Source organism: Liquorilactobacillus sp., from assembly GCF_047719775.1.
Lineage (GTDB): Bacteria > Bacillota > Bacilli > Lactobacillales > Lactobacillaceae > Liquorilactobacillus.
Map to the genome: position 1 here is coordinate 41,385 of NZ_JBDNTS010000003.1, position 19,790 is coordinate 61,174.

General features: G+C 36.7%; 18 protein-coding genes. 14 read left to right on the top strand and 4 right to left on the bottom strand.

The window, feature by feature from the left end:
- Positions 1-53: 53 nt before the first annotated feature.
- A complete protein-coding gene (locus tag ABF682_RS02270) occupies positions 54-1,448 on the bottom strand; it encodes an amino acid permease (RefSeq protein ID WP_415618887.1) in 1,395 nt (464 codons plus the stop codon).
- Positions 1,449-1,741: 293 nt separating this feature from the next.
- Between ABF682_RS02270 and ABF682_RS02275 the strand changes: the two genes are divergently transcribed.
- From ABF682_RS02275 to ABF682_RS02310, 8 genes are all read left to right on the top strand, one after another.
- Positions 1,742-2,305 (top strand): guanylate kinase, encoded by a 564-nt coding sequence (locus ABF682_RS02275; RefSeq protein WP_289980890.1) that lies wholly within the window; start codon positions 1,742-1,744, stop codon positions 2,303-2,305.
- 82 nt (positions 2,306-2,387) lie between these two features.
- On the top strand, positions 2,388-2,816 hold the full coding sequence (locus ABF682_RS02280) for a Fur family transcriptional regulator (protein ID WP_415618888.1): 429 nt from the start codon (positions 2,388-2,390) through the stop codon (positions 2,814-2,816).
- Positions 2,817-2,892: 76 nt separating this feature from the next.
- Complete coding sequence (locus ABF682_RS02285) at positions 2,893-3,339, top strand: hypothetical protein (protein ID WP_415618889.1); 447 nt, start codon at positions 2,893-2,895, stop codon at positions 3,337-3,339.
- A gap of 11 nt (positions 3,340-3,350) precedes the next feature.
- Entirely contained in the window at positions 3,351-4,157 is an 807-nt protein-coding gene (locus ABF682_RS02290; protein WP_289980895.1) for a DUF6681 family protein, read from the top strand.
- Between the two features lie 252 nt (positions 4,158-4,409).
- Positions 4,410-5,144 (top strand): amino acid ABC transporter ATP-binding protein, encoded by a 735-nt coding sequence (locus ABF682_RS02295; RefSeq protein ID WP_415618890.1) that lies wholly within the window; start codon positions 4,410-4,412, stop codon positions 5,142-5,144.
- A gap of 13 nt (positions 5,145-5,157) precedes the next feature.
- Positions 5,158-5,985, top strand: coding sequence for a transporter substrate-binding domain-containing protein (locus ABF682_RS02300; RefSeq protein ID WP_415618891.1), 828 nt, complete (start codon positions 5,158-5,160; stop codon positions 5,983-5,985).
- A complete protein-coding gene (locus ABF682_RS02305; protein ID WP_289980903.1) occupies positions 5,982-6,620 on the top strand; it encodes an amino acid ABC transporter permease in 639 nt (212 codons plus the stop codon). Before ABF682_RS02300 ends, ABF682_RS02305 begins: the two co-directional genes overlap by 4 nt.
- Before the next feature lie 14 nt (positions 6,621-6,634).
- On the top strand, positions 6,635-7,288 hold the full coding sequence (locus tag ABF682_RS02310) for an amino acid ABC transporter permease (protein ID WP_415618892.1): 654 nt from the start codon (positions 6,635-6,637) through the stop codon (positions 7,286-7,288).
- A gap of 340 nt (positions 7,289-7,628) precedes the next feature.
- Here ABF682_RS02310 and hflX read toward each other — a convergent pair whose 3' ends face one another.
- Positions 7,629-8,882, bottom strand: a complete 1,254-nt coding sequence (gene hflX, locus ABF682_RS02315) for a GTPase HflX (protein WP_415618893.1) — start codon at positions 8,880-8,882, stop codon at positions 7,629-7,631.
- 386 nt (positions 8,883-9,268) lie between these two features.
- Between hflX and ABF682_RS02320 the strand changes: the two genes are divergently transcribed.
- The 5 genes from ABF682_RS02320 (at position 9,269) to ABF682_RS02340 (ending at position 15,034) form a co-directional block, all read left to right on the top strand.
- Positions 9,269-10,894 (top strand): peptide ABC transporter substrate-binding protein, encoded by a 1,626-nt coding sequence (locus ABF682_RS02320; RefSeq protein WP_289980740.1) that lies wholly within the window; start codon positions 9,269-9,271, stop codon positions 10,892-10,894.
- Positions 10,895-11,047: 153 nt separating this feature from the next.
- Positions 11,048-11,977, top strand: a complete 930-nt coding sequence (gene opp3b / locus ABF682_RS02325) for an oligopeptide ABC transporter permease (RefSeq protein ID WP_289980742.1) — start codon at positions 11,048-11,050, stop codon at positions 11,975-11,977.
- A 4-nt stretch (positions 11,978-11,981) separates the two neighbouring features.
- Positions 11,982-13,007 (top strand): ABC transporter permease, encoded by a 1,026-nt coding sequence (locus ABF682_RS02330; protein ID WP_289980744.1) that lies wholly within the window; start codon positions 11,982-11,984, stop codon positions 13,005-13,007.
- Between the two features lie 8 nt (positions 13,008-13,015).
- On the top strand, positions 13,016-14,065 hold the full coding sequence (locus tag ABF682_RS02335) for an ABC transporter ATP-binding protein (protein WP_289980746.1): 1,050 nt from the start codon (positions 13,016-13,018) through the stop codon (positions 14,063-14,065).
- Positions 14,066-14,080: 15 nt separating this feature from the next.
- Positions 14,081-15,034 (top strand): ABC transporter ATP-binding protein, encoded by a 954-nt coding sequence (locus ABF682_RS02340; RefSeq protein WP_289980747.1) that lies wholly within the window; start codon positions 14,081-14,083, stop codon positions 15,032-15,034.
- A gap of 200 nt (positions 15,035-15,234) precedes the next feature.
- On the opposite strand, the gene ABF682_RS02345 is transcribed toward ABF682_RS02340, so the two are convergent.
- Together ABF682_RS02345 and ABF682_RS02350 are read right to left on the bottom strand one after the other, a co-directional pair.
- Complete coding sequence (locus tag ABF682_RS02345; RefSeq protein ID WP_415618894.1) at positions 15,235-15,906, bottom strand: histidine phosphatase family protein; 672 nt, start codon at positions 15,904-15,906, stop codon at positions 15,235-15,237.
- 287 nt (positions 15,907-16,193) lie between these two features.
- Positions 16,194-16,835 (bottom strand): VTT domain-containing protein, encoded by a 642-nt coding sequence (locus tag ABF682_RS02350; RefSeq protein ID WP_415618895.1) that lies wholly within the window; start codon positions 16,833-16,835, stop codon positions 16,194-16,196.
- 177 nt (positions 16,836-17,012) lie between these two features.
- Here ABF682_RS02350 and helD point away from each other — a divergent pair, with 177 nt between their 5' ends.
- Positions 17,013-19,313: an RNA polymerase recycling motor HelD gene (gene helD, locus ABF682_RS02355; protein ID WP_415618896.1), complete on the top strand. Its 2,301-nt coding sequence runs from the start codon at positions 17,013-17,015 to the stop codon at positions 19,311-19,313.
- Positions 19,314-19,790 lie beyond the last annotated feature (477 nt).

Consider the following 19,790-nt stretch of genomic DNA (forward strand, 5'->3'; position numbering starts at 1 on the left):
CCTCGTTCCAATTTTAGTTTGTTCCAATTTTATTAATTTACAAATTTATTAGCTTATTTTTCACTTTCCAATTTGCTATGTTTTATGCCATATGTGAAATAAAGAACCATCCCGATAATAAACCAGAGGATTGATGCAACCCATGTTTCCGCAGATAGGCGTGTCATCATGATGATGCACAAAACTCCAGAAATAATTGGTAAAATAGGATAAAATGGAACTTTAAAGCCGTCATGAGAGATATCTGTTCGTTTGCGCAGCGGAAGTATTCCGAAAGAAACGAAGGTAAATGCAATCAAGGTTCCGATATTTACCAGATTAGCAAGCTGATTGAGTGAGACTAATCCACCCAGAGTAGCAATGATTATTGTGACAACGAGCATACTGTTGTTTGGAGTGTGACTCTTAGAATTGATTCTTCCGAGAAAATCAGGTAAAAGCCCATCGCGCCCAATCGAGTAGATTAAGCGGGAACTACTATAAATCATAGTGACCATCATCGTGAACATTCCAGCCAGAGCACCTATAGAAATAATACCGGCTACCCAGTTTTGATTAACCGCCTGAAGTGCAAAAGCAACTGGATCTGCTACATTCAGCTTGGTATAAGAAATCATACCAGTCAAAACAATAGAGACTAAGATATAAAGAATAGTACAAATTACAAGGGTGCCAAGAATACCTAAAGGCATATTCTTCCGTGGGTTCTTAACTTCAGCGGCTGAAGCCGAAACTACATCAAATCCAAGATAGGCAAAGAAAACAGAAGAGGCACCCACAAATATTCCATTAACCCCAAAGGGCATAAATGGCTGCCAATTAGCGGGCTTAATATAGAATGCACCAACAATTAGAAAAATTACAATAATAGCTATTTTTACCAGTACAATGATGTTGTTAATTCTAATTGAAGATTTGACACCTTTGGAAAGCATGAAGGAAATTAAGAGAATAATTAAGACTGCAGCGAGATTAATATATGTTCCATTTGCTGGATCGAAGTTGCCGCTAAGTGCCTTAGGTATCTGAATACCAAAGCCCAATAGAAATGACCTAAAATAAGCTGACCATCCTGTTGATACGGCAGCAACGGCGAGCATGTATTCAAGTATTAATGCCCAACCGAGGAACCACCCGACAATCTCACCAAAAACAACTGTTCCAAATGAATAGGCACTGCCAGCAATCGGCAATGCTGCAGAAAATTCAGCATAGCATAATGCAGCTGTAGAACAAACAATCGCTGCTAAAATAAATGATAATACGATACTTGGACCAGTATGCATAGCAGCTACAGTTCCCGGAAGTATGAAGATTCCTGCACCAATAACAGCTCCAACACCAAGTGCAATAAGATCACCGGCACCCAAGGTTTTCACAAAACGATTGTCTTTGGTGATATAACGGGATAGACTTTCTTTGCGTAAAACGCGTTCCTTTAGATTCAAAAGAAATACCTCACTTTTTCTTTATTTAATTATTATGACTTAGATGATAAACATATTTGAAGCGTTCTGTCAATTCATGTCGGGGAAAATAAAATAAACGGGAAATGCTTGTTACAAGAGTGTTATTTGTGAAATGTATGAAAAAATCTTGAAATATCAGTTTTTTATTGGCTTTTTCATAGTAATAAGAGACTAGAGTTATTATAATTGCTATATGTAATGGTTACTATGCAGGAAGGTATTATGCAAAAAGTCAACTTAGAAAAATTAATCAGCTTGGAATGGATGAAAAGATGAAACGATTGATAGTGATATGTGGGGCACCAGGTTCAGGTAAGACAACTATTCAGAATTATTTGCTCGAAAAGTATGAATTTCCACGAGTAATTACGCATACTACAAGGCCGCGCAGAATAGGGGAAAAAGATAAAGTTGATTATTATTTTGAATCAAAAAAGAGTTTTTTTAAAAATCACTTTATTGAGTTTGTCGAATATGCAGGTCACATGTATGGGTCTTCTTATGAGGGATTAGAGTTGGCTTTTCAGAAGTCGAAGACAGTAACCATAGTATTGGACACTGAAGGAGTTCTCAGTTATAAAAAGACAATAAAAGATATTCAAATATTGTTTTGGTATATTAAGGTTCCCGATGTCAAACAACTCGCAACACGTATTTTAAGGCGCGGAGAATCTGAACAAGAAGTTGTGAGACGCTTAGCGAGTTTTGAAGCTCAGCGAGATATGAACATCCCCGCGAAACTGGTATCCTTTTGTGAAATAATTGAAAATGGAATGTGGCAAAAGACAAAAAACATTGTGGATAAGGTACTAAAAGAAGCAGCAAGCAAGCGATAAAAGGCATCATGTGTGTTTAATGAGTAACCAGCAACTGCAAAAGATGCTCTCAATTACTATCATTTGTATGGAGGCGAAAAAAATGATTGACATCGCAGTGAAAATATTACAGAAGAATAATTATAAGATCACGAAGCAAAGAATAAGTATGTTAGAGTATCTTAGCCATTTCCAAGAACAATATGTTAGTGTTGCAGTCGTTGATAAGTATATGCATGAAATTTATCCAGGAATGAGTCACAATACTATCTACCGCAACATCAAAGAATTTCAAGAAATTAGGATAATTGAGCAGCGGACACGTGATGGAATCGCATGCGTCAAGTATCAGTGCGATTTTGTACATCAGCACCATCATCATTTTATCTGTAAAAAATGTGGAAAAGTTCAAGAGGTGCAGATGTGTCCACTAGACTTTTTTGAAGAACAACTTCCCGGGTGTGAAATTGAGGACCATCATTTTGAACTGTACGGAATTTGTGCTGATTGTATAAGATTAGGCAAAGACTAGGCTCAGCAACTACTATACGTCTTGTGAATATTTTAAAATAGAGATATAAATATTATTTAGAAATGGAGCGATTAAAATGGCATATCGAACGCCACCGTTCATTACGCCGTTCGCGGTAATGTCAGTAGTTTTAGCACTTGGAGCTACGAATGTTGCGGTAAATACTGTGACAAATACAAATGAAGGACGAACTGTGACACAGACGTCCTCAGTCAGTTCAAGTGAGAGCAAGGAGACAAGTTCAGAAAATTCAGTTTCATCTAGTGAATCTTCTTCAAGTAATCCTTCTTCAAGCAGTTCAGAATCCTTGTCTTCTTCAGAAAAAGATAGCAGTTCAGAAGAAAATTCAACATCAAGTAGTAGTACCCATTCAAACAGCAGTTCATCAGCAACTGATAATCAAACGCAAGATGGAAGCAGCAGTACAAGTCAAAGCTCTGCTACAACAGCAACAAGTAGTTCAACGCAGGATAATCAGACTGATAGTGCAAGTTCAAGTGCTCAAACAACTAAGACAGAATAGGAGGTGCTTCTTTGTTTAGTATAATTGGGATTATCAATAGTTATCTAGGATATATCAATATAAATGTAAAGCTAAAAAATAGAGTTTATACCATTCTAGGAACTGTAGGGAACTTTTATCTATTATATGTGGCAGATCAATTTTTTAAGAATGGATATATGGCAAGAGGAGCGCTTTTTATTCTGGCTTTCATTGCATTGCTTTATTTTTCATATCTAAATGTTATTCATTATTTTACGAAAAAGAAATCGCGGATTGATTTCTCCCCTTGGATCGAGAAAAAATTGCATCTGAAGCCAAAGGAAGAAGAAATAGGGAAAACGGGCAAAGTATCCAGAGCAGGATATGTGCAGACTAATGGAATATTCAATAATGAAAAAATGCTGCCAGCTTCACTTGATATGAGTCAAGAGAATCATATTAACCTGAAAAAAATAGTGGCGGTATTGGAACAACAAGAATATCTCAACCTAGATTTCGGTGGCTTGTCAGAAGAACAGCAACTCAAGCTGGCTCGTACAAACAATAACGGAATTGATGCATTGCTGGAACCAGTTGCACTTCCATACTTTGAATTAGAGAAACGCGGAGATCGATTTGTTATTCTTGGTGGCGTAAATCCATTGGAGAGGAAAGAACTAGGCCAGATAGTACGAATTGGATTAACACCAATTGCCGATATCGGTGATAAATATGAGATATTTCTTGCCGCAGTCGTAATTCAGGGGGGGCTGCATAAATTTGCAGGTAGGTCTTCTCTTGTATCGGAGGAACGACCTTTTAGTCTTGGTGTACAGGTAGCATATCAGAGTAAATAAGAAACTTTGAATATTAGGCAGAATTTCAGAATAATAGTTGAGAAACGTATCGTTGAATATTTTGATGCGTTTTTTATTTTGTTTTGAAATATCATTCAGTATTAAAAATAAATAATTTATTGAATACTCTTATGAAATATACTCTGCTAGCATTAGTTGATTAGAAAACAGAAAGATATTTCTTGCATAAAAAGGAAAACTTAATTAGAATATTTATTATCATAAGTTAATTTACATGGAGGGGAACAAAATATGCCAGTTATTGAATTTAAAAAAGTTGAAAAATATTATGGGAAATTTCATGCGCTGAAAAACATCAATTTACAGGTTGAAAAAGGTGAAGTCGTTGTTGTGATTGGCCCATCAGGTTCGGGTAAGAGTACGTTAATTCGTACAATTAACGGCTTAGAAGAAATTGAGGAAGGCCAGTTGTTGGTTAATGGATATGACTTGGCTGATAAAAAGACGGATTTAAACCAAATTCGGAAGGATGTTGGAATGGTTTTTCAACATTTTAACTTATATGATAATAAGACGGTGCTTGAAAATATTATGCTGGCACCAAAGCTTGTTTTGAAAAGGAATGAAGCTGAGAATAAAGAAACAGCATTGAAACTATTAGAATCAGTTGGTGTTTCAGATAAGACCGCATCATACCCCAAGCAACTGTCTGGTGGACAAAAGCAACGTGTCGCAATTGCTAGAAGTTTAGCTATGAAACCTAAGGCATTACTATTTGATGAACCAACATCTGCACTTGATCCAGAAATGATTGATGATGTATTGAATGTGATGAAGGCAATTGCAAAAGAGGGAATGACAATGGTTGTCGTAACGCATGAGATGGGTTTTGCTCGTGAAGTTGCTGACCGGGTTGTATTTATGGACAATGGTGAAATCTTAGAAAATACTCAAGCAGACGAGTTTTTTGAAGCACCTAAAGAAGAACGTGCAAAACAATTTTTAAGTAAGATCATCAAGCATTAGAGGAGGAAAGTTGATGAAAAGACTAAGAAAAATGCTCCTTGTAGCAGGTGTTTTTATTCTTGGAGGACTCCTTGGTGCTTGCTCATCTTCAAAAACACAAAGTACATGGAATGAAGATAAAGCAAATAATACCATTACATGGGGCGTTAAGGCTGATACTCGACTTTTTGGACTGATGGATGTTGGGACTGGTCAGATTAAGGGTTTTGATATTGATGTCGCTAAGGCAGTTACCAAGAAAATATTAGGTACAAAAGGCAAAGCAAAATTTGTTCAGGTTACAAGCAAAACAAGAATACCATTACTGAAAAATGGCAATATTAATGCAATCATTGCAACGATGACAATTACACCGGATCGTGAAAAAATTGTTGATTTCTCAAAAGTATATTTTGCGGCGGGACAATCATTGTTAGTAAAAAAGGGCAGTAGTATTAAGAACGTTAAAGATTTGAATAAAGCAGGAACTACGGTATTAGCAGTCAAAGGGTCGACATCTGCTGTTAATATTAAGAAATCAGCACCAAATGCTAAGATATTAGAGCTTGAAGATTATGCACAGGCATTTACTGCTTTGAAATCAGGTCAAGGACAGGCACTTACAACTGATAACGGGATTTTGTTTGGAATTGCTTCAGAAAATCCAGGGTATCATGTTGTGGGTGGAACCTTTACTAATGAGCCTTATGGAATAGCAGTGGATCAAGGACAAACGGAATTGAAAAATAAAATCAATAAAGCTTTGAGCGAAATGAGAAAAGATGGAACATATCAGAAACTATTACAAAAATGGTTTGGAAATGTAGCTGGATTTAACTTGAAGGAGGCGAGCCAACAATGATTAGTGTTTTTCAACAGCATGGGCAAGAGTTGCTGACAGGTCTAGAAAATACAATTCTATGTAGTGTGATTGCCTTGTTCTTTAGCCTGATAATCGGTTCCACAGTTGCAATCTTTGAAGTTTTACCATCTAAGTTTTTGCGTATAATTGGCAAGATTTATATCGAAGTTTTTCGTAATATTCCACTGCTCGTAATTGGTATGTTCTTTTATGTGGTTGTACCGCAATATGTTTTTCCAATGGATGGTTTTACTGCGGGAACAATTGGCTTAACTCTTTACACTTCATCATTTATTGCTGAGACAGTTCGAGCAGGAATTCAGGCGGTTGATGGTGGACAAATGGAAGGTGCACGTGCAAATGGACTGAGTTTCATGCAAGCAATGTGGCATATTGTTTTACCACAAGCATTTAAGTATGTAATTCCGCCACTGGGGAATCAATTTATTAATTTAGTGAAAAATTCTTCGGTACTAGCCTTTGTAGCAGGTTTTGATTTAATGTATCAAGGAGACATGATTGCTTCGGCAACCTTTGATACTTTTAATACCTACATTGCTGTAGGTATCCTATATTTAATAATTACATTACCGTTGAGTTATTATATGCGATATCTTGAGAAAAAATTGGCCTAAGGAGGGATGGATAGATGAATAGTTTTGCTGAAGCATACACTTGGATAAACTTTCGCTTCTTGCTAGAAGGGTTATGGGTCACTCTTGAAGTATCTGTTATTTCAATAATTTTGAGTTCAATAGTTGGTTTGTTTCTAGGAATTGTTAGATATATTCGTTACCCCATTGTTTCGGGAGTTGTTGGAATTATCGTTGATTTAATTAGAAACCTACCTTTGTTGTTGCTGATCTTTTTCACATATTTTGGATTACCAAAAATTGGAATTAGGATGGATCCGCTGACTGCGGCAATTACAGCGATGACAGTCTTCGAATCGGCGATGATTGCTGAAATTGTAAGAAGTGGGATTCAAGCTGTCGATACTGGGCAAATGGAAGGTGCACGTGCAAATGGATTGACTTATTGGGAAGGCCTGCGCTATATCATTTTACCACAGGCATTGAAGAAAATGATTCCACCTTTAGTAAGCCAATTTATCTCATTAATAAAGGATACATCTTTGGCTACAATCATTGTTTTGCCAGAATTAATGTATCGCGCACAGATAATTTATGGGCAGAACACGAGATATTTGATTCCAATGTTTGTGGCATTAGCTGTTTTGTATTTTGTTGTTTGTTATGCACTCTCGTTGGTTGCTTCAAGACTAGAAAAAAGAGTTGGGTAACTGCTAGTGTGGTAATGGTGGGATTAAAAGTAGGGTGGCTTCCAATAGAAAAAAATGTAAAAAAATATTAATAATTAATAAATAAGACTTTTTTTGTTTCTTTTAAATAATTTTTAGCTTAAATACCCAACGGGGGCGTCAAAAAAATTAAACTTTTGATCCAGACCCCTTTGTTTGTTCCATATAAACGGTGATCCATAAGTCAAAATTTTCCGTCTAACTTCGAATTACTCATAACAAAGTTCTTACTATGTTCGCAATTCCACGTTAGTACTCAAACTTTCTCGACTTATATCACAACTCCCTTTTTTATCAGATAGAATTTTTTGAGATGGTATCCTTATTCAGAATAAGTAAATTTAGAGAAATATTGTGCTTGAATGGGGGAAACTTCGGCTGTTACGATGCTACCATCAACAGTGTATTCAGTGTTGAGCACATTCGCCTGTGAATTTAGCTGTTCAAGATAGCTACCTGAAGTGAAAGGTATTAAAAATCTCATTTTCTGATAGCCAGGAAAAAGAAGCTTTTTTATCAGACCAGCAAGTTCTTTCAAAGATGCTTCATCTCGGGCACTATAAGTAAGATTCATTCCTTCAATAGTGGGATAATCTAATTCGGCCTTGTCAGCTTTGTTATAAGCAAAAATCATCTTTTTATTGCTGACACCTAATTCTTCGAGCGTTTGATTTGTTGTGGCAATCATTTCTTTAGCATGTGGGTCGGAAATATCAATTACTTGGATTAACAAATCGGCTTCCCTAACCTCAGCGAGTGTTGACTTGAACGCTTCAACCAAATTATGAGGTAGTTTGCTTACAAATCCAACTGTATCACTTAGGAGAAACTTCTTATTGTCTGGGAAGCTCAAGTTTCTTACAGAAGTATCTAGGGTTGCAAAAAGCATATCTTTTTCAAAAACTTGCTTGGTCTCTTCTTCTGAGAATAACGAGAGCAATCCATTCATTGTAGTTGACTTACCAGCATTCGTATAGCCAACAAGTGCAACGCTAGGTAGATTTGATTTACGCCTAGACTTACTTTTTATTTCGAATTCTTTGTCAATTTCTTTTAATTCTCGTGACAGAAATGAAATTTTATCTTGAAGAGTTCGTTTGTTTAATTCAAGTTTTGTTTCACCAGCACCACGATTTGCTAAAGCACCACTTGCACTTTGCTGATCTAACTTAATATCTGGTGCAACTCTTAGCCGGGGCATTTTATATTTTAGTCGGGCAATTTCAACTTGAATCTGAGCTTCTTTTGAGCGGGCACGATTTGAGAAGATTTCTAAAATAAGTTCTGTACGATCTAAAACAGCGATATCTATACTCTTTTCAAGATTACGAATTTGCGTTGGGGACAGCTCATCATTTAGAACTAGAAATTGTGCACCAGTTTCTTGAGCAATTTCTGCAATTTCTGTAACTTTTCCCTTTCCGAGATAGGTTGCGCCTGCTGGTTTTTGGAGTCGTTGGCGGACATCGGCAACAACTGTCATATTATTTGCTTTTACTAATTCTGTTAATTCATCCATTAAATAATCAAAATTTTCTTGCTGTGCTTCGATACCTGCAGTAATAACTGGAATCATTGTAAAAACCTCCTCTAATGGTAATAATTATAACATTTATCACGAATGCCTGCCGGAAGGTAAAAAATACAGGGGAGATAGCGAATGATTTTTGAATGTTTTTTAAGTGAGTTAAAAGCGAACATTAGAAAATGCATAGAATTTTCAATTATGTAAGTTTATCGTTTGCTTTCTAAAGCTAAAAGCCATTTTTTCTTTGAATAAAAAAAGAGAACCCGGATTTTTTTTTATAAAATTCAAAAAAAGAGCATAAACGATGGTAAAATGTGGGAAAAATATGAATAAAGTAAGAATTTATACTTGTATTTAATTTAGTTATCATATAAAATTTAATCACTGTTAAAAAATAGTTTCTTTTAGAAACATACAAGGGTGGTAATAGTGCGATGAAAATAAATAAATTCGCAAAGCTTGGTACAGTTGTAGCTTTGTCTTCGGTATTCTTAGTGGCTTGTGGTTCTAAGAGTAGTTCTACAGCTTCAAAACAGGTACTTAATTGGAACGAGTCAGCAGAATTGCCTACAATGGATTTATCAACGGCAACTGATGTTGTGAGTTTTGATACGTTGAACAATACAAACGAAGGTTTATATCGTTTAGGTAAGGATAGTAAAATCGAACCAGGAATTGCTACCAAGACACAAGTTTCTAATGATGGCATGAAATATACATTTACATTGCGTAAAAATTCTAAGTGGAGTAATGGACAAAAGGTTACTGCCAAAGATTTCGTTTACAGCTGGCAAAGAACTGTTAATCCTAAGACATCATCACAATATGCTTACTTATTTAGTGGGATTGCAAATGCTGATGATATCATGAATGGCAAGAAGGCTGTCTCTACTTTAGGAATCAAGGCAGAAGGCAATTATAAGTTGGTTGTAACATTAGATAAGAAACTTCCATACTTCAAGTTATTGATGGGCTTCCCTGTATTCTTCCCACAAAATGAAAAAGCAGTTAAGGAATATGGTAGCAAATATGGGACAGCTTCTAAGTACATGGTATACAATGGACCGTTTGAGCTTACAAAATGGACTGGTTCAAACTTAAGCTGGACATTGAAGAAAAATAGCGATTACTGGGATAAGAAAAATGTTAAACTTTCAGCAATCAACTTTAAGGTTAACAAGAGTACAACAACTTCATATAACTTATACCAATCTGGTAAGTTAGATGAAACAAATCTGAGTGCAGAACAAGCTAAGCAGTTATCTAACTCAAAGCAACTTGTAACTCGTAAGGGTGCTTCGACTTTCTATCTGCAATATAACCAAACAAAGAAAGAATACCAAAATGCTAATATCCGTAAGGCTATTTCATTGGTTATCGATCGCAAGCAATTTGTAAACAAGGTTCTTGGCGATGGTTCAACAGTAGCCAAGGGATTAGCATCAACAGGCTTAGCTAAGTTAAATGGTACAGATTTTGCTGATGCAGCTTCAGTTAAGAGTGCTGTTGCAACAAATCGTGCGGAAGCTAAGAAGTTATGGGCAAAAGGCTTGAAAGAACTTGGTGTAACATCATTGGATATTCAATTACTTAGTGATGATACAGATAAGGCCAAAGATTCTACAGCGTTCGTGCAAAGTCAGATTGAAGAGAACTTGTCAGGTGCCAAGGTTTCTGTCTCGAATGTGCCATTCAAGACACGTTTAGCACGTTCAGTTAGTGGAGACTTTGGAATTGTTATTAGTGGTTGGGGCGCTGACTTCTCTGACCCAATTAGTTTCTTGGATCTCTTCACATCGGACAATTCACAAAACAATGGTAAGTGGAAAAACACTGAGTACGATAAGTTGATTGAAGCTTCTAAGACAACTGATGCTGCTAATACAACAAAACGTTGGAATGACTTAGTTAAGGCTCAAAAGATCTTATTAAACGATCAAGGTATTTCCCCATTGTATCAACAAGCAACAGCAACTTTAGTTAAATCAAAAGTTAAGGGTGTTATTTACAATGCTGCTGGGGTTAACTACAACTTTAAAGATACTTATATTGCAAAATAATTAGTTGAATTAAAATAATATTAAAAGCTAATTGGGGGATTAACTGAACATAGTTATCCCCCGATTAGTGTATGGAACAAAATTAGATTATAATGTAAAATAGATATTATCTGCCCTAACTTTAGAGTAAGAACTAGAATGTGAGGAAAAAATATGCGTAAATATCTTTTAAAACGTGTCTTCTACATGGTATTGACGTTATTCTTGGTAGCAACCATTACTTTCTTTCTAATGAAATTAATGCCAGGAACACCGTACTCTAATCAGGAAAAGATGACACCGCAACAGATCCAAATTATGAATGAGCAGTATGGATTGAATAAGCCAATATGGCTGCAATACCTTATTTATCTCGGAGGTATGTTGCATGGAGACTTAGGAACTTCATTCCAATATAGCAATCAACCAGTTTCGTATTTGATTTCAAGTAGAATTGGTGCTTCAGCTCAGTTGGGTCTTCAAGCAATGATTTTTGGAGTTGTGATAGGAATTATTATCGGTTCCTTTGCGGCTATTAATAGAAATACTTGGATTGATACTTTATGTACAATTCTTTCTATCATTGGTAAATCTGTGCCCAACTTTGTTTTGGCTGTTTTATTACAGTTTTATATTGCTCTTAAATTGGGTTGGTTTCCAATTGCTGACTGGGGTGGCTTCAGCTACACAGTATTACCGACAATTGCTCTAGGAGTCGGGCCACTCGCAGAAACGGCTCGTTTTATCCGAACTGGAATGGTAGATGTTTTGAACTCGGATTATATTGAACTTGCTAGAGCCAAAGGACTAACAAAATTTGGGATAGTTTATCACCATGCATTGAGGAATAGTTTGATACCCTTAGTAACATTAATCGGGCCATATACGGTTGCTCTTATGACAGGTTCAATGGTTATTGAAAATATTTTTTCTATTCCTGGGATTGGTGAACAGTTTGTTAAGTCGATTACAACAAATGATTACCCAACGATTATGGGTGTGACGATGTTGTTCTCTGCTGGACTGGTTGTTGTGATCTTATTGACAGATATTGTTTATGGAATCATTGACCCAAGGATTCGATTAAGTGGAAATGGAGATTAAGCAGATGGAAGAAAAAATTAAATTAAATCCGGACAGCTTTGAGGCTTTACCAAAAGCCGAAGAGTTAGACAACGAAAAAATTGCTGCTCCATCATTAACCTTCGTCCAGGATGCTTGGCGCCGTTTGAAAATGAATAAAGGTGCATTCATCTCATTATGGATTATTGTTTTGATGCTGATTGTGGCTTTTGGTTCATCGTTTTTTATTGACCATGACTCATTGGTCAAGTCAGCACCAAACTATGCCAACTTACCGGCAAAAATACCTGGTGTTCCTATTAATGGTTTTAATGGGAAGTTAAAAGTTGCGGGTGAATGGGTAGATGAGTATAAGCAAAATAATATTTCTTCAGATAAATATTTTGTTTTAGGAACAGATTACTTAGGACGCTCACTTGCTGAAAGAATTATCTATGGTACAAAAGTTTCATTGATAGTAGCACTTGTGGCCACATTCTTTGACTTAACCATTGGTGTTGCATATGGGATTATTTCCGGTTGGAAAGGGGGACGAGTTGATAATGTAATGCAACGTATTATTGAAATCATCTCGTCCGTTCCAAGTCTAGTCATTGTTGTTTTGATGTTATTGGTTTTAAAACCAGGGATGACATCAATTATCGCTGCAATTGCGATTTCAAGTTGGACAACAATGGCCAGAATGATTCGTGCGGAAACACTGCAGCTTAAGTCGCAAGAATATGTGCTGGCTGCGCGGTCACTGGGAGAATCGGCACCTAAGATAGCTTGGAAACATTTGGTACCCAACCTTTCAAGTATTATTATTATTCAGACAATGTATACTATCCCAACGGCAATCTTCTTTGAAGCCTTCCTGAGTTTCATTGGGATTGGTATCAGTGCGCCAGAGACTTCACTTGGTGTATTGCTTAATGATGGACAGAAGAACTTCCAATTCTTACCATATCAGATGTGGTATCCAGCAATTGTATTGTGTGTATTGATGATTGCCTTTAACTTATTAGGTGATGGTCTACGTGATGCATTTGATCCAAAGACTAGAAGGTAGGTGGCAAAATGGCTGAGAGAATTTTAGATGTGAAGAACTTGGAAATCAATTTCCACACTTATGCTGGCGATGTCAAAGCCATCCGTGATGTGAGCTTTCATCTAGACAAGGGTGAGACGCTTGCAATAGTTGGCGAATCAGGATCAGGTAAGTCAGTTACAACAAAGAGTCTAATGGGATTACTTGCAAATAATGCAGAGGTTGTTGGTGGTTCAGTTATGTATCATGGTCAGGATATTTTGAAGAAATCTGAAAAAGAGATGCAAAATATCCGTGGTAAGGATATCGCAATGATTTTCCAAGATCCAATGACTTCATTAGATCCAACAATGAAAATCGGACAGCAGATTGCTGAACCGCTAATGAAACACAAGAAAATGGAGAAGAAGAAAGCTTGGGCACAGGCATTGGATATTTTAAAGCTTGTGGGGATTGTTGATCCTGAAAAGCGGATTAATGAATATCCGCATCAATTCTCAGGTGGTATGCGCCAACGAATCGTTATTGCGATTGCATTGGTTTGCTATCCAGAGATACTGATTGCTGATGAACCAACTACTGCTCTTGATGTGACAATCCAAGCACAAATTCTTGACCTGATGAAGGAACTTCAATCAAAAATCGAGACTTCGATTATCTTTATCACACATGATTTGGGTGTAGTTGCCGGGATGGCTAATAGAGTTGCCGTAATGTATGCAGGCAAGATTGTTGAATATGGCACGGTTGATGAAATTTTCTATAATCCACAGCATCCGTATACATGGGGATTATTGAATTCAATGCCAACTCTTTCAAGTACATTATTAGAGGCAATTCCGGGTACTCCACCTGACTTGTTAGATCCGCCAAAGGGTGATGCTTTTGCTGCGCGGAGTACTTATGCAATGAAGATTGATGTTGAACAAGAACCACCTTTCTTCAAGGTTTCAGATACACACTACGCTGCTACCTGGTTGTTACATCCAGATGCTCCAAAAGTAACTCCACCAACCGAGATTATACGTCGTCAGAAGCTATTTGCTGAGATGAGTGTCAATAAGTCAGTAAAGGCCTAGGAAGGAAGAAGACCCATGTCAGAGAAGAAGAAAAAGCTATTAGAAGTTAAGCACCTCAAACAATATTTTAATGTGGGGAAATCTGATTTGGTCAAAGCTGTCGACGATGTAAGTTTCGATATCTATGAAGGAGAAACTTTTGGACTTGTGGGTGAATCTGGTTCTGGTAAAACAACGGCCGGTAGAAGTATTATTCACTTATATGATCCAACCGATGGTGAGATTATTTTTGATGGACAAGACATTAATAAATTAAAAACACGACAAGAAGAGCATGCATTCAGAAGAGAAATGCAGATGATTTTTCAAGATCCATATGCCTCATTGAATCCAAGAATGAAGATTAAGGATATTGTCGCAGAGGGAATTGATATTCATCATTTGGCTAAGGATGATGCAGAACGCAGCAAGATGGTCGAGGATCTTCTAGAAATAGTAGGATTAAACAAGGATCATTCGAGTCGTTATCCGCATGAATTTTCAGGTGGACAACGTCAGCGAATTGGAATTGCACGTGCTTTAGCTGTGCAGCCTAAGTTCATTATTGCTGATGAGCCAATCTCTGCTTTAGATGTTTCAATTCAAGCTCAGGTTGTTAATTTATTGAAGGATTTACAGGAAAAACAAGGTTTAACATATCTCTTTATTGCTCATGACCTTTCAATGGTCAAGTACATCTCTGATCGAATTGGAGTTATGCATTATGGCAAGCTTTTGGAAGTTGGAACGTCTGATGATGTTTATACAAAACCATTGCACGACTACACAGCAAGCTTAATCTCAGCTGTACCAATTCCTGATCCAGAATTTGAAAGGAACCGCAAGCAAATTGTTTATGATTCAGCACAAGAAATTGATGATGAAAATAAGCCGCGTAAGATGCATGAAATTACTCCAGGGCACTTTGTTCGTTGTTCAGAAGATGAAGTTGCCAAATATAAAAAACGTGCTGCTAGTTACGAGGAATAGCAGACACGTGTAAATGGAAGTAAAGCAATAGGTGGTAAGGTAAAAATACTGACGCGACTATTGTGATAATTTATGATTAACAGAAAAATAGAGACAAGGTCAAAAGTTAAGTTTTGGCTTGGTCTCTATTTTTATTACGGACAAACGTGTTTCATAAGTCAAAATACTCCGTCTAGTTTCGAATTACTTATAGCAAAATATTAATAGTCTTGTTCATCGGTATAATGATTAAAATATTCAACTGAAATAGCGTCATCTGCAACAATCATTTTTGTTACAGAACCATTTTGTGGGCTGAGAGAGATGATGTCAATGTCAGGTGCAAAGCGATGAACAATGCTGCGGATAGTTGTACCGTGGCTGACTACCAATACTTCATCCCCATCTTTTTGCTGACTACGAATATAGTCAAAACCAGAATTGACGCGTGTCCAGAATTCATCATTGTTTTCTGCTTCGTGAAATGGGTCAATTTCTTTCATGAAATCACGTGAATCCTCAATTGAGTATTTTGAGATTATTTCTGGAAATGAGCGACAGTTATGTCTTGCTCCAACCATCAACCATGCTTGATTTGAATCACAGCCTTCAAAATATCCATAACCTTGTTCTCGGAATTGTGGAAGCGTTGTTGGTTCTGGGATTGATTTTGAATTGTTATTCTCACCCATAATGATATGGCAGGTATTCTTGGCACGTGAAGTATCACTATGATACACATTAGTGAAATGCTTTACCGCAAGCCTTTTTCCAGCTTTATGTGCATCAGATATTCCTTTTTCAGTTAGTGGTGAATCACACCATCCTTGCATTCGATTATAATGATTGAAGATTGTTTGTCCATGGCGAACAAAATAAATTGTGAAAACCATTTTTTCTCCTCCTAAATTTATAGCCAATTTACTAGTTTGGCACATATTAACAGTATACAGATAATTGTGAGACTATGAAAGTTCTTACGATTGTTATATTATTTTCTAAACTTGCTTTGAATTATTCATGGTAGAGAACACATACTGCATCTCAGCTATCATTAGTACCAAAATTTTAAAGGCGGTTGGAAGAATTCCTGCAAGCAGGTAAACAAAAAGAACTTGTTTACGGCATTAATTAAACCGAAATCAAGTTCTTTTTATAACAAATTTATTTTAAGATTTCTTTAAACAACTCGCCTATTTCTGATGAAACGATAAAGTGAGATTGCGACTCCTGGTATGATTGATATCAGCCCGAAAGATACTAAGATAACAGAGAAATTATTTTGAACAAAGTTTAATTGGCCAAAGAAGTAACCTAGCGAAGAACCTAAAACTACCCAAATTAGTACCCCAAGGAGATTGTAGATACAAAAACGCTTGTAATTCATGCGAGCACTTCCTGAAATTAATGGAATAAAAGTTCTGATTAAGGGAATGAATCTTCCAAACATTACTGTCTTTCCCCCGTGTTTTTCAAAATATGCCTGTGCCTTTGCAAGCTTATCTTCAGAAAGGAACCTTCTAAAAAATGGCAGCCTGTGGAGGTTGCAGCCAATCTCATAGTTGACTGTATCACCAATCAAGGCAGCAAAGAAGAATACAGGGACAAGAATTTTGATATCAAGTGAAGAACCTGTAATCGCCGCTAAGGTACTTGCGAAGAAAACAAGGGACTCTCCAGGAAGGAAGGCGAACACTACGAGTCCAGTCTCCATAAAAACGATTGCGAAGAGTGCAATGTATACCCAACCGCCTAATGTCTCAACTAGCGGTAACAAGTAGAGTTGGAGATGAGATAGAAAATAGAGTATGTTGCTAATCAAGACAATCACTTCCTTTAAGTTAATTTGTAGATAATTTTAACGAAGATTGCACTTAAAAGCTAGTATTTTACACAGGATTTATATTTTTTTAAATAATACTAGATATCCTTAATTGTGGGGAGAGGATAAAGGTGTTAAAATTGTATGACAAGAATTTAGGCAATTGGGGGAAAATCTATGAATTCTGATATTAAGGCTCAAGAACAAAAGCGTATGGATGCTGTAGTTGGCAAGATTAAGATTGCCCAAAAGAAACATCAAAAAGAGATTGCAAGCGCAAAAAAAGATTCACAAGCTATCAAGAAAGACTTTTCAAACAATCTGCGAATTAAGACAGAATCTTATTCAGGAATATTTGAGACTGCAATGACAGTTAGACAGCAGCAGCAACTCTTACAAGAACGTGAGAATAATTGGAAATTAGCTGCCAGAAGACTGGACATTTTAGCAAAACTAGAAAAGAAACCGTACTTTGCAAGAATCGACTTCAAAGAAAAAGGCGAACTAAAAAAAGAATCTGTCTATATTGGTTTAGGATCATTTAGTGATCGACCAGATAACTTCTTAATCTATGATTGGCGTGCACCTATCTCAAGTGTCTACTATGATGGGGGAATTGGTGAAGTTTCCTACGAGACGCCAGATGGGGCGCAAAACGTTGATGTAAGTCTAAAACGTCAATTTTTAGTAGAAGATGCCACAATTCAGACAGTTTTTGATACTGATGAAGCAGTTGGAGATCAGATGCTCTTAGATGTGTTGGATGATTCTTCAGATACAAAAATGAAGAGCATTGTAACAACTATTCAGAAAGAACAAAATCAAATTATTCGTGAGACCAAGGCCAAATTGTTGTTTGTACAAGGAGCAGCTGGTTCTGGGAAAACTTCGGCAGTCTTACAGCGTATTGCTTACTTGTTGTACCGTTTCAGAGGTAACTTGACTTCAAGCCAAGTGATTCTTTTTTCTCCTAATCAATTGTTCAATGATTATGTTGATCAAGTGCTACCTGATTTGGGTGAACAAAATATGATTCAAATGACGTATTATCAGTATGCTCAGCGACGACTTCCCAAGCTCAAAGTTGAAACTTTACAGCAACGTTTTGAACGGACTAGGACAACTGGTGAGAAAAAGATTCAGGGATTAAAGGATGGTCTACAATTCTTCAATGCAACAACAACATATGGTAATTTTCTTGAAAAGAAGGGAATGCGTTTTAAAGATATTCGTTTTAGAGGCGAGCTCTTCTTTGATAAGGAACACATTGAGAAAATCTATTATGGTTTCAACGAGAACTATCATTTGCGTAATCGGCTGGAAGCTACAAAAGAACGATTGCTGAAACAACTTAGTAGGCGAATTGATCAGACTGCCAAGGAAGAATGGGTGGAAAAGGCAGTTCAAGAGTTGAGCCCAGAAGAATTAACGCAGCTCTATGGTGACCATGCACGTGATCTTGGAGACGGAGATGCTGAATTGCATTTTTTGACAAGACGGTATGTGATGGGACAATATAAGCAGATTCAACGAGATATACAACGTAACCGGTTCTTGAATATCAATGCTCAATATATTCATTTTCTAAACAGTGTTCCCGACTTGTTAGACATTCAGCAAGCCGGAATTACTGAGGAACAATGGAAAAAGAAAATAGGAAGTGTAATCACTGCTGTTAAAGAGAAAAGAATGTTGATGGAGGATGTCAGCCCATATCTGTACCTCTATGATTTGATTACTGGCAAGCGAGGCGAACTAGAGATTCGGCATGTCTTTATTGATGAAATCCAAGACTACACACCATATCAGTTGGCTTGTCTGAAGACGAGCTTTCCAAGAACGCGTTTCACTGTATTGGGCGATTTGAATCAAGCCATATTTACGAAAAAAGAAAGTTATACTTTATTAGAAGAAATGAGTAAACTCTTCCCTAAAGATGGAATCAAGGTTGTCCAACTTACGAAATCTTACCGCTCAACCAAACAAATCACTGAATTTACAAAGCAGGTCCTACTTAGCGGGGCATCTGTTGAGGCTTTTGAACGTCAAGGTAAATTGCCTGAATTACAAGTATTCAGTAACGCAGAACAAATGGTTCAAAAGGTCGCAGAACAATTGCAAAAAAATGATGAAGCACAGCTAACGACAGCGATTATTGGCAAGACCTTAGCACAATGTCAACAATTGACCGTTGATTTACAAGCACAAGGAGTCAAGGTCACATTGATTAAGACTGAAAATCAACGTCTGGCTGCTGGCAACATCATCGTTCCTGCTTTCTTGGCAAAGGGTCTGGAATTTGATGCAGTAATAATGTGGGATGCTAGTGAACAAAATTATCACGATGAGGATGAACGTCAGCTAGTGTATACAATTTGTTCAAGGGCAATGCATCAGCTAAACGTTGTTGCGCTAAATGAATTATCACGTTTATTTAAGCGAATTTCTACCGATTCTTATGAATTGATTACGGACTAAGCGTTAGCGATTAATATTATGGGCTACTGCAAAACTAATCTTTTGTGGTAGTCTTTTTTTAAGTGCCTGACTTCACTTTCTGGTGTTTTTTTGTTTTTTTAGTGAATGCATTGGTGAGTAAGCACTGAGATTAATAGACAGTTTCCTGAATAATTGAGGTTCTGCGATAATCAGACCGTTATTTTGAATGGTCGTATTCAATTGATGGAAGTATTCTTGATATTATCTATTCGTAGCAGTTCTTTGGTAAATCTGTGTATGAGGCACGCTTGATTTTATCTGCGAAATTCATTTATGCCTGCCTTATTTGGTTGAACAGTGTTGAATTGAACAGTGTGCCTGCAACTAGTTTATAAGAGGGAAAAAGTTCATTGACTATATCGATGTGTGAAAATAAATTAATTTTCATGATATTATCTTCTTCATAATAGGTGATTACTTAATAAAATGAAGACTCGCTTTAAATCATTATATGTA

Bases quoted from the DNA above. Each gene is read 5' to 3' on its own strand.
- ABF682_RS02275 (WP_289980890.1), top strand. From the start codon at position 1,742: ATGAAACGATTGATAGTGATATGTGGGGCACCAGGTTCAGGTAAGACA.
- ABF682_RS02280 (WP_415618888.1), top strand. From the start codon at position 2,388: ATGATTGACATCGCAGTGAAAATATTACAGAAGAATAATTATAAGATC.
- ABF682_RS02285 (WP_415618889.1), top strand. From the start codon at position 2,893: ATGGCATATCGAACGCCACCGTTCATTACGCCGTTCGCGGTAATGTCA.
- ABF682_RS02295 (WP_415618890.1), top strand. From the start codon at position 4,410: ATGCCAGTTATTGAATTTAAAAAAGTTGAAAAATATTATGGGAAATTT.
- ABF682_RS02300 (WP_415618891.1), top strand. From the start codon at position 5,158: ATGAAAAGACTAAGAAAAATGCTCCTTGTAGCAGGTGTTTTTATTCTT.
- ABF682_RS02305 (WP_289980903.1), top strand. From the start codon at position 5,982: ATGATTAGTGTTTTTCAACAGCATGGGCAAGAGTTGCTGACAGGTCTA.
- ABF682_RS02310 (WP_415618892.1), top strand. From the start codon at position 6,635: ATGAATAGTTTTGCTGAAGCATACACTTGGATAAACTTTCGCTTCTTG.
- hflX (WP_415618893.1), bottom strand. From the start codon at position 8,882: ATGATTCCAGTTATTACTGCAGGTATCGAAGCACAGCAAGAAAATTTT.
- ABF682_RS02320 (WP_289980740.1), top strand. From the start codon at position 9,269: ATGAAAATAAATAAATTCGCAAAGCTTGGTACAGTTGTAGCTTTGTCT.
- opp3b (WP_289980742.1), top strand. From the start codon at position 11,048: ATGCGTAAATATCTTTTAAAACGTGTCTTCTACATGGTATTGACGTTA.
- ABF682_RS02330 (WP_289980744.1), top strand. From the start codon at position 11,982: ATGGAAGAAAAAATTAAATTAAATCCGGACAGCTTTGAGGCTTTACCA.
- ABF682_RS02335 (WP_289980746.1), top strand. From the start codon at position 13,016: ATGGCTGAGAGAATTTTAGATGTGAAGAACTTGGAAATCAATTTCCAC.
- ABF682_RS02340 (WP_289980747.1), top strand. From the start codon at position 14,081: ATGTCAGAGAAGAAGAAAAAGCTATTAGAAGTTAAGCACCTCAAACAA.
- ABF682_RS02345 (WP_415618894.1), bottom strand. From the start codon at position 15,906: ATGGTTTTCACAATTTATTTTGTTCGCCATGGACAAACAATCTTCAAT.
- helD (WP_415618896.1), top strand. From the start codon at position 17,013: ATGAATTCTGATATTAAGGCTCAAGAACAAAAGCGTATGGATGCTGTA.